The 9,505-nt window shown below is 64.5% G+C and carries 9 protein-coding genes; 4 read left to right on the top strand and 5 right to left on the bottom strand.

The features are described from left to right. Together ACE3UY_RS03870 and ACE3UY_RS03865 are read left to right on the top strand one after the other, a co-directional pair. Window positions 1-1,071 (top strand): MFS transporter (locus ACE3UY_RS03870; protein ID WP_374686238.1); only part of this gene is annotated, 1,071 nt, incomplete at its 5' end. Next, window positions 1,068-2,129, top strand: coding sequence for an ArsR/SmtB family transcription factor (locus ACE3UY_RS03865; RefSeq protein WP_374686237.1), 1,062 nt, complete (start codon window positions 1,068-1,070; stop codon window positions 2,127-2,129). The genes ACE3UY_RS03870 and ACE3UY_RS03865, both read left to right, overlap by 4 nt. A 30-nt stretch (window positions 2,130-2,159) precedes the next feature. Here ACE3UY_RS03865 and ACE3UY_RS03860 read toward each other — a convergent pair whose 3' ends face one another. The 4 genes from ACE3UY_RS03860 to tgt all read right to left on the bottom strand — a co-directional run bounded on the left by ACE3UY_RS03860 (window position 2,160) and on the right by tgt (window position 6,965). After that, complete coding sequence (locus ACE3UY_RS03860) at window positions 2,160-3,416, bottom strand: valine--pyruvate transaminase (RefSeq protein ID WP_374686236.1); 1,257 nt, start codon at window positions 3,414-3,416, stop codon at window positions 2,160-2,162. Beyond that, a complete protein-coding gene (gene rocD, locus ACE3UY_RS03855) occupies window positions 3,413-4,612 on the bottom strand; it encodes an ornithine--oxo-acid transaminase (protein ID WP_374686235.1) in 1,200 nt (399 codons plus the stop codon). Before rocD ends, ACE3UY_RS03860 begins: the two co-directional genes overlap by 4 nt. Before the next feature lie 286 nt (window positions 4,613-4,898). Further along, window positions 4,899-5,705 (bottom strand): undecaprenyl-diphosphate phosphatase, encoded by an 807-nt coding sequence (locus tag ACE3UY_RS03850; protein WP_374686234.1) that lies wholly within the window; start codon window positions 5,703-5,705, stop codon window positions 4,899-4,901. Window positions 5,706-5,828: 123 nt separating this feature from the next. Further along, window positions 5,829-6,965 (bottom strand): tRNA guanosine(34) transglycosylase Tgt, encoded by a 1,137-nt coding sequence (gene tgt / locus ACE3UY_RS03845; RefSeq protein WP_374686233.1) that lies wholly within the window; start codon window positions 6,963-6,965, stop codon window positions 5,829-5,831. Here tgt and ACE3UY_RS03840 point away from each other — a divergent pair. After that, a complete protein-coding gene (locus ACE3UY_RS03840) occupies window positions 6,964-7,839 on the top strand; it encodes a hypothetical protein (protein WP_374686232.1) in 876 nt (291 codons plus the stop codon). The two genes, tgt and ACE3UY_RS03840, sit on opposite strands and share 2 nt — an antisense overlap. Window positions 7,840-7,851: 12 nt before the next feature. Further along, window positions 7,852-9,015: an acyl-CoA dehydrogenase family protein gene (locus ACE3UY_RS03835; RefSeq protein ID WP_374686231.1), complete on the top strand. Its 1,164-nt coding sequence runs from the start codon at window positions 7,852-7,854 to the stop codon at window positions 9,013-9,015. A 119-nt stretch (window positions 9,016-9,134) separates the two neighbouring features. Here the strand turns inward: ACE3UY_RS03835 and ACE3UY_RS03830 are convergent, their stop codons facing one another. Beyond that, a complete protein-coding gene (locus ACE3UY_RS03830) occupies window positions 9,135-9,398 on the bottom strand; it encodes a YggT family protein (RefSeq protein ID WP_374686230.1) in 264 nt (87 codons plus the stop codon). Window positions 9,399-9,505: the final 107 nt, after the last annotated feature.

The raw sequence follows: 9,505 nt of genomic DNA, 5'->3' as shown, positions 1-9,505 counted from the left end.
CTGGAGCTGTGGCAAGTCTACCTGGGTAACGCCATCACCGGCGCCTTCAACGCCTTCCAGTTCCCGGCGTTTTCGGCGGCGGTGACGCTGATGATCCCCAAAGAGCAGTTCGGGCGCGCATCCGGCATGCTGGATTTCGCGGGGTCGGCGTCTAACATCCTGGCTCCGGCCTTCGCCGGGGCGCTACTCGGCCCGATCGGGCTGGGGGGCATCATGGCGATTGACGTGGCGACGTTTGTCATCGCTATTCTGGCCGTGATCGTCGTCTACATGCCGCAGCCGGCAGCCGAGCCCTTGCCAAGCGACGGCCAGCGGCCGAGCCTGTGGCAGGACTCGCTCTATGGCTTTCGCTATATCTTGCAGCGCCCCAGCCTGCTTGGCCTCCAGTTCGCCTTCACGGCCATCAACTTCATCAGCGCCTTCGGCGGCGTCATCGCCATACCGATGATTCTGGCGCGCACCGCCAATAGCGCCGGCACACTGGCGACGGTCGAGTCGATCGCCGCGGCTGGCGGCGTCGTCGGCGGGTTAGTCATGAGCATCTGGGGCGGGCCCAAGCGGCGCGTGCGCGGCGTGTTGTGGGGCATGTCGGCCGAGAGCCTGTTAGGGCCGATCGTACTTGGCGCGTCGCAAGGAATCGTGGGGTGGGCCTTCGGCAGCTTCATGTCGCAGGCCTTCATACCGGTTATCAACGGTTCCAACCAGGCCATCTGGCAGTCTAAAGTGCCGCCGGCCGTTCAGGGGCGGGTCTTTGCCACACGGCGCATGATCGCCCAATTCAGCTTTCCCATTGCCGTCCTGTTCGCCGGGCCGCTGGCCGACCGCGTCTTTGAGCCGGCCATGCAGGGGGGCGCGGCGGCGGCGATTTTTGGCCCGCTGGTAGGAACCGGACCGGGGGCGGGCATGGGGCTGATGATCGCCCTGAGCGGCGTGTTCGGCGCAGCCGTGGGCATTGTCGGCTACTTGATCCCGGCCGTCCGCAACGTCGAAACGATTTTGCCCGACTTCGACGCCGCGCCCGCGCCGACTCCGGCGGCGGAGGTGGAACCGACTGTGGGGGTTACGCCATGACCAGTCACGCGCCTATCGAATGGGACATCGGCACGGCTTACGATTTTTTCGTCAGTCTGTCGGTGCTGCACGAGCCGGACAAGTTCGGGCTGCGCGGCTCGTGGGCGGCGGGGGTGCGCTCGCGGCTGCCGGTGGCCGAGCGCGAACTGTTACAGCGCGCGTCCGACGTGATCTGGCCGCTGCCCTGGGTCTATTCGCTGCCCAAACCCAAGGATGGGGCCACAGTGCTGGCGGCGTTGCGCGAGATGCCCGCAGCCGGCCGCTTGGAAGCGCTGCTGTCCCGTCAGCCGGAGCCGGTCAATGCCTTGCTGCACGACGTATCCGCACGCAGGAACTGGCAGGAAGCCGACCAGGATGAACTGGTGCGGCTCATGATGGCCGACGATTGGAAGAAGCACCCGGCCGGCGTCGTGCGCAAGGTGGCAACCAGCGCGCTAGACCTCTGGCGCGATCCCACCGAGACGGGCGATGGGCTGCTGGCGGCTCTGGGTTGTTATTACGCGGAGTTCTTTGCCGAAGAGGAGATACGCATCCGGCCTATGTTGGAAGCGGCTTTGGAGCGCGCCCAAACGCTGGCGCGCCGGCTGCTGCGGCCGAAGCTGTTGGAGGAACTATCGCAGGGCGTCCGGATGTCCCCGGAGTGGGAGCGCAAGTCGTTGATTCTGGCTCCGTCCTTCTGGGGGACGCCCCTGGCGCTCATGGCTAAAATGGAACTCGAGCGGGGGATCATCCTGTTTGGCGCGCGGCCGGCCGACGCCTCACTCATCCCCGGTGAGCTGGTTCCCGACGCGCTCTATCAGGCGTTGAAAGCGCTGGCCGACCCCACCCGCCTGCGCATCCTGCGCTACTTGACCGAGGAACCGCTGACGCCGGCCGAACTGGCGCGGCGGCTGCGGCTGCGTGCGCCTACAGTCATCCACCATCTCGACGCGCTGCGCCTGGCGCGGGTGGTCATCGTGACACTGGAAGCGGAAGGGAAACGCTACGCCATCCGGCCGGAAGCCATCGACGCGGTGTGCGGCATGCTGCACGAATTCTTAGCGGCGACCAGGGACTAGGGAAGAGCGCTCTTCCCTGGCCCCTAGTCCCTAACCCCTAGTCCCTGCTTCGCGCACGACTTCGCCGATAATGCGAATGCCCTCGCGCACGACGGCGTCTTCCTGGGCGTAGTTCATGCGCAGGCACTCCTGACGGTGCTGCCAATCATCGGCCAGGCCGGGGAAGAAGTAATGCCCCGGCACGACCAGCACGCGCCGCGCCTTCAGCCGCTCATACAGTTCCTGGGAGCCGATGGGTAGACCAGGGAACCATAGCCACAAGAAAAACGCTCCCTCGGGATCATGGACGTAGTAATCGATCCCGTCCAGTTCCTCGGCGATGTAGTCCAATGCTTGCATCGCTTTGCGCTGGTAGTGGGGACGAATGACCTCGCGACTCAGGCGCAGCACGTCGCCGCTCTCCACCAGGTCAAGGGCCATGTAGGCCCCAAAGTTGCCCGGGGCCAAACTGAGCACGGCGTTGGCTCCGGCCACAGCCGCGGCGATCTCCGGCGCGGCTACGACGATGCCCGTCCGCGCCCCCGGCAGCCCCAGTTTGGATAGGCTGAGGCAGAAGACAATGCGCTCATCCCACACCGGCCGCACTTCCTTGAAGAGGATGCTGGGGAACGGCGGGCCGTAGGCGTTGTCGATAATGAGCGGGATGTCGTGATGGCGCGCCAGCGCGTGCAGCCGGCCGATCTCCTCATCGGTCAGGACATTGCCCGTCGGGTTGGTCGGCCGGGAGACACAGATAGCCCCGATGTGGGGCGTCACTTGCAGCGCGTCGAAGTCCACGCGGTACTTGAAGCGGCGGCCATCGAGGTACTCGATCTCCGGCCGGTAGGAGACAAAGATGTCGTCATCCAGTCCCACGTCGGCATAGCCGATGTACTCCGGCGTCAGTGGCAGCAATATCTTGCGGCGCGAGCCGTCGCTGAAACGGCCGGCGAACATGTTGAACAGGTAGAAGAAGGCTGTCTGGCTGCCGTTGGTCAGGGCGATATTGGCCTCGGTGACAGGCCAGTCGAACTCGCGGTGCAAGAGGCCGGCAACGGCTTGCCGGAAGGGCCGGTCGCCGGCTGGCGCGGCGTAGTTGCCCACCAGCCGCTCGAAGGTATCCCCCTGTTGCAGGCCGCGCTCCATGCGCTCTCGCAGACAGGCTTCGACCTGGGGAATGCGGCTGGGGTTGCCGCCGCCGAGGGAGATCATCGCCTCGCCGCCGGCCAGCGCACTCCCCAGATCGTCCATCAGTCGCAGGATGCCGCAATCCCGCGCAAACTTCTCTCCAAATTGCGAAAGTCTCATGAGTGTCCGTTCATCAGCACCGGGCCGATGCGCTCCATGGCCCAGTCTATCTCATCTTTGGTGATGATCAACGGCGGCGCGAACCGCACCACCGTGCCGTGGGTGTCCTTGCACAGGATGCCTCGCTCTTGCAGCGCGTCGCAGTAGGGCCTGGCCCGGCGATCAAGTTCGACGCCGATGAGCAGCCCCTTGCCGCGCACTTCCTTGATGTGATCCCCTTCCAGCCGCTCCAGCCGCCCCTTGAAGTAAGCGCCCATCTCGCGCGAGTGGTCGATCAGCCCTTCGTCCACCAACACGTCAAGGGCGGCGCGGGCGATGGCCGAGCCGAGCGGGTTGCCGCCAAAGGTGCTACCGTGATCGCCCGGCCGGAATAGGCCCAGCACCTTCCGGTCGGCCAGAACAGCCGAGACGGGGTAGAAGCCGCCGCTGAGCGCCTTGCCCAGCGTCACCACGTCGGGCCGCACCCCCTCATGATCGCAGCACAAGATCGCGCCGGTGCGGCCGAGGCCGGTCTGGATTTCATCGGCGATGAACAATACGTTGTGGGCGGCGCAGATCTCGGACACCCGCTTCAGATAGCCGGGCGGCGGCACGTTAACCCCGCCCTCGCCCTGGATAGGCTCGACCAGGAAGGCAACCGTGTTGGGGGTGATGGCTTCCTCCAGTTCGTCGGCGTCGCCATAGGGCACGGTTTTGAAGCCGGGGGTCAGCGGGCCAAAGTCCTCTCTGTACTGCGGCTCGCTGGAGAAGCTGATGAGCGTCGTCGTCCGGCCGGCGAAGTTGCCTTCACAGACGATGATTTCGGCCTGATTGTCCGGCACACCCTTCATCTGGTAGCCCCACTTGCGGGCCGCCTTGATGGCTGTCTCAACGGCCTCCGCGCCGGTGTTCATCGGCAGGGCCATCTCGTAGCCGGTCAGCTCGCACAACTCCTTCATGAACGGCCCCATCTGGTCGTTGAAGAAGGCGCGCGAGGTGAGCGTGACGCGGTGCATCTGGGCCGTGGCGGCTTCCAGAATACGCGGGTGACAGTGGCCCTGATTCACCGCGGAATACGCCGACAGACAGTCGAGGTACTTCTTGCCTTCGACATCGTAGACCCACACACCCTCGCCCCGTTCGATGACGACCTCGATGGGGTGGTAGGTGTGCGCGGCATACGTTTCGTCGAGTGTGATGTAGTCTTGAGGCTTCATAGAGTGTTCTCCTCACCCGGCTGGCCTCGTGGGAGGGGGCCAACGCGGGCTGCTAAACCGCCAACCAGCGTTTTGTACAAAAAAAGCCTGACTCACGAAGAAATCAGGCTTTGCTCGGACCTACGAATGTACGCAGGAAGGTCGTCTTTTAAAGGGTTAGGCGTAATTCATTATGCTCTCATTATACATCAATTGAGGCGGCTTCGTCCACCCCCCGCTCGCGGCGCACGATTCTTATCCGGCGTCTGGGCTTTTGAGGAACACGGGATAAGAATCCCGTGCCAGCCTACAGTACGGTAAAAAGTAAGTAGAGCAACCCGAATAAAGCGCAGTAGACGGCGAAGGGATAGAGCGTGTGACGCTTGACCCAGTTGAGCAGGAAGGCAATGCACAGGTAGCCGACGATGGCCGCGGCCACGAACGCGGCCAGGTAATGCGTCGCCGGCAGCGACCCCTGAGCGGAGAAGATGTCGAGGATGGACAGCAGGCCCGCCCCGGCGATGGCCGGTAGGCCGACGAGGAAGCTGAAGCGCGCCGCCGTCGGTCGATCTAGCCCGCGCCCCAGACCCGCGGCGATGGTCGAGCCGCTGCGCGAGATGCCGGGGAAGAGAGCCAGGACCTGGAACGAGCCAATAATAAGGGTATCCAGCACCGTCAGCCGGTCGAGCGTCTTCGCGCCCCTGTTCAGCCGCTCGCCGACGACGAGGAAGACGGCGGTGATGAGCAACCCCACGGCGGCGACGGTCGGCGAGCCGAACTGCCGCTCGAAAAAGTCGAGCGCCAGCAACCCAACGATGCCGGCGGGGACGGAGCCCAGGATCATGAGGTAGCCCAACCGGGCGTTGGCGTCGGCGAACGGCTCGCGCCGCGCCAGCCCGCCCAGCACGGCGCGGGCGATGGCCCACAAGTCGCGCCAGAAGTAGCTGAGGATGGCCAGCAGCGTCCCGGCGTGGACGAGGCCGATGAGCACCAGATCGGGCTGGCTTATGTTGAAGATGGCCGGCAACAGCACGAGGTGGCCGTCGCTGGAGATGGGCAGGAACTCGGTCGCGCCCTGGATGATGCCAATAAGGATCGCTTCTAATAGGCTCATTGTACTTCGGATTCTATTTGATTGGTCGCAGGGGAGCGGAGGGGCAGGGGAGCGGAGGAGAAAGGAAACTGGTCAGTTATTCGTGATCTCCCCTGCACCCCTGCACCCCCGCTCCCCCGCGGGTCATTCGTCACTCGTCGTTCGTCGCTCGTAACTAGACAAGAACTCACCCGCAAAGTCTGCCAGCGTTCCCTTGCGGATCGCCTTTCGCAGGTCATCCATAAGGCGTAGCAGGAAGTGCAGGTTGTGGGTGGTCAGCAGGATGCTGGCCAGGATTTCGTCGGCCTTGACCAGATGGCGCAGGTAGGCGCGGCTGAAGTGGGCGCAGGTGTAGCAATCGCAGGCCGGGTCGATGGGCGCGGGATCGGCCGTGTACTTCGCGTTACGCAGGTTGATCCGGCCGCCGAGGACCAGCGCCGCGCCGTTGCGAGCGATGCGCGTCGGCAAGACGCAGTCGAAGATGTCGATGCCGCGCAACACGCCGTTGACCAAATCCTCCGGCGCGCCGACGCCCATCAGGTAGCGTGGCTTGCCGGACGGTAGGATGGGGTGCAGCCACTCCAAGACGGCGTGCATTTCGGCCTTCGTCTCGCCCACGGCCAGCCCGCCGACGGCGTAGCCGGGCAGATCGAGATCGAGCAGGAAGCGGGCGCTGACCTCGCGCAGATCGCGGAAGACGCCGCCCTGCACGATGCCGAAGAGCGCCTGATCGGGCCGGGTCTTGGCGGCGAGGCAGCGCTCGGCCCAGGCGTGGGTGCGGTCGAGCGAGCGGCGGACGTACTCGTACTCGTTCGGCGGCGGGCACTCGTCGAACATCATGATGATGTCCGCGCCCAGATTCTCCTGGACGGCGATGGACTTCTCCGGCGTGAAGCGGTGGGTGGAGCCGTCGAGGTGGGACTTGAAGGTCACGCCGTCGTCGTCGATGCGGCGGGCGTCGGCCAGGCTGAAGACCTGGAAGCCGCCGCTGTCGGTCAGAATGGGGCCGTCCCAGCCCATGAAGCGGTGCAATCCGCCCAGGTCGCGGATGAGTTCGTCGCCGGGGCGCAGGTAGAGGTGGTAGGTGTTGCTGAGCACCAGCGTCGCGCCCAACTCGCGCAGGTCGCGCGGGCGCATGGCCTTAACCGTGGCCTGCGTGCCCACAGGGGCGAAGACGGGCGTCTCGATGGGGCCGTGCGGGGTGTCGAGGCGGCCGAGGCGGGCGCGGCCGTCGGCGGCGTCGAGGGTGAAGGAGAAGGGCATGGGCAAGAATTGTAGCATGCAAGGCGCGTTTCTGCTGGAAATCCGCTATCATGCTACAATTCGCCCTATGTCCGCTGCCCCAAAAGACCCTGTTGTCCTCCACGCCGACCAGGAGCACGGCGGCATTCGCCTGACCATCTTTGTCGCCCTGTTCCTCGGCTTCCTGCTCGGCTTTCGGGTCATCGCCTGGCTGTTGGAGCGCTTCGCCCCGCCGCCGGTGGCCGACTACACCACCTTCCTGGCCTGCGTCGGCGCGGTCCCGCTGGCGCTGCTGATGATCTGGGGGCTGGAGCGCCTGCTGAAGCGGTACTGGCACAGCGGGCTGAGCCTGGAACTGGATGACCGGGGCATCACCGTCCACGACCGGCGGCGCGGGCAAGCGCCGGTAGAAACCGAGTTTCTCGGAAGAAACCTGGTTTCTGGCCCCGCCTTGCTCTGGAGCGCCAACCTGTCCCAACTCAACTGGTACTTCATGCTCAGCGGCTACCCACGCGGCGGCCGCGAGCGCCGCATGCCGGCCAAGTGGTTCTGCGTGGCGACGGAACTGTACAATCCGGACGACGAGCAGGGCGGCGGGGGGCGGCTCAACGTCTACGCCTTCATGCCGCCGGACAAGGCCGCGGCATGGATCGAGAACCCCAGGCACGCTTTCGTCCGGCTCAACCCGGTCGAAATCTATGATACCTCGGTGCGTTCGCGCATCGGCCCGCCCAGCCGGCCGGCCATCCCCAACAGCCTGCTGCACGCCAAGGAAGGGCGTCACTGGCTGGCCGAGCGTCGCCGCTGGGAGTACGGCATCGAGCTCACGCCCGATGACTTCGCTGTTTTGATGAACTACGCCCAAGCTGCCAAGACTTCACAGCCGCAGCCGACGCTAACCTCTGAGGTCTAGCAAAGGAGTCTTATGTTCCCTTTTATCACCGACGAACACCGCATGATCCAGGACGCCGCGCGCGACTTCGCGCGCCGCTCCATCGCCCCCATCGCCGCCCATCACGACGAGACGGGCGAATTTCCCATTGACACCATCCGCGAGATGGGACAGTTGGGCTTCATGGGCATCGAAGTGCCCGAGGCCTACGGCGGCGCGGGCATGGACACGCTGGCCTACGTACTGGCGATGGTCGAGATTTGCAAGGCCGACGCCAGCCACGGCACGATCATGTCCGTCAACAACTCGCTCTACGCCCACGGCCTGCTGAAGTTCGGCACGGAGGCGCAGAAGCAGAAGTATCTGGTTCCCGTCGCCAGCGGGCAGAAGATCGGCGCCTATAGCCTGACGGAGCCGATGAGTGGCAGCGACGCCGGCACGATGAAGAGCCGCGCCACGCTGAACCCGGAAGGCACGTGCTACCTCATCAACGGCCGCAAGTCGTGGGTCACCTCCGCTCCCTACGCCGATTACATCGTCCTGTTCACCATGACCCAGCCGGAGAAAGCGCACAAGGGTATCTCCGCCTTCCTCATCGAGACCGACCGCCCCGGTTTCACCCGCGGCAAGAAGGAGCCGAAGCTGGGCATCCGCGCCAGCGCCACGAGCGAGATCATCTTCGACAACTACGAGTGCCCGGTGGAAAACCGGTTGGGCGCAGAGGGGGACGGCTTCAAGATCGCCATGACCGTGCTCGACGCGGGGCGTATCGGCATTGCCTCCCAGGCGTTGGGCATCGCCGAGGCGGCCTTCGAGGCCAGCGTCGCGTATGCCAAGGAGCGCGAAGCGTTCGGCCAGCCCATCGGCCAGTTCCAGATGATCCAGCAGAAGTTGGCCGACATGAAGTGCCGCGTGGACGCCAGCCGGCTGCTTATCTATCAGGCCGCGCTGGCTAAGATGGCCGCGGCCCAGAACGGCGGGCGCTATTCGCTGGAGGCCAGCGAGGCCAAACTGTTCGCCAGCGAGACGGCCATGTGGGTGGCAACCGAGGCCATCCAGATTCACGGCGGCATGGGGTATAGCAAGGAAATGCCGCTGGAGCGCTACTTCCGCGACGCCAAGATCACCGAGATCTATGAGGGCACGAGCGAGATTCAGCGCATGGTCATCGCCCGCGCGCTGACCGGGCTAAGATAAGGGATATAATCCGCAGATTAGGCAGATTTGGCAGATTATGAAGCGTAGCTCACGCAAAGCTCGAGAAGACCGCCAAGAAGCAGCTCCGCTTAATCTGCCTAATCTGCGGATGATCACTCTTAGATAACCAGCCGGATCAAGACCGACTGCAAGACTCGCGCCAGCAGGAGCACAACCATCGGGCTGAAGTCCAGCCCGCCCATCGGCGGCATGGCCCGGCGGATGGGGTTCAGAATCGGGTCGGTCACCCCGTAGACCAGCCGCACAAGCGGCCCCCACGTCGGATGGTAGGGGTCTACCCGCACCCAGGACAGGATGATGTTGGCGAACAACAGGACGTAGAATATAAAGAAGATCGTATTGATGATACTGACAAGAGCCATAGTTCCTCGCTTATTTTAGGTTCCAGGGGCCAGGTTACAAGGGGGTAGGGTGGGGGGTGTAAAACCCCCCCACCAACCCCGGCACACGCCCCCACAAACCACAAAGG

Origin of the sequence: Promineifilum sp. (SeqCode) (assembly GCF_041918635.1) — a bacterium.
Classification (GTDB): Bacteria; Chloroflexota; Anaerolineae; order Promineifilales; family Promineifilaceae; genus Promineifilum.
Note: the sequence above shows the minus strand (reverse complement) of the source record. Positions and strands in the feature narration are given on the sequence as shown.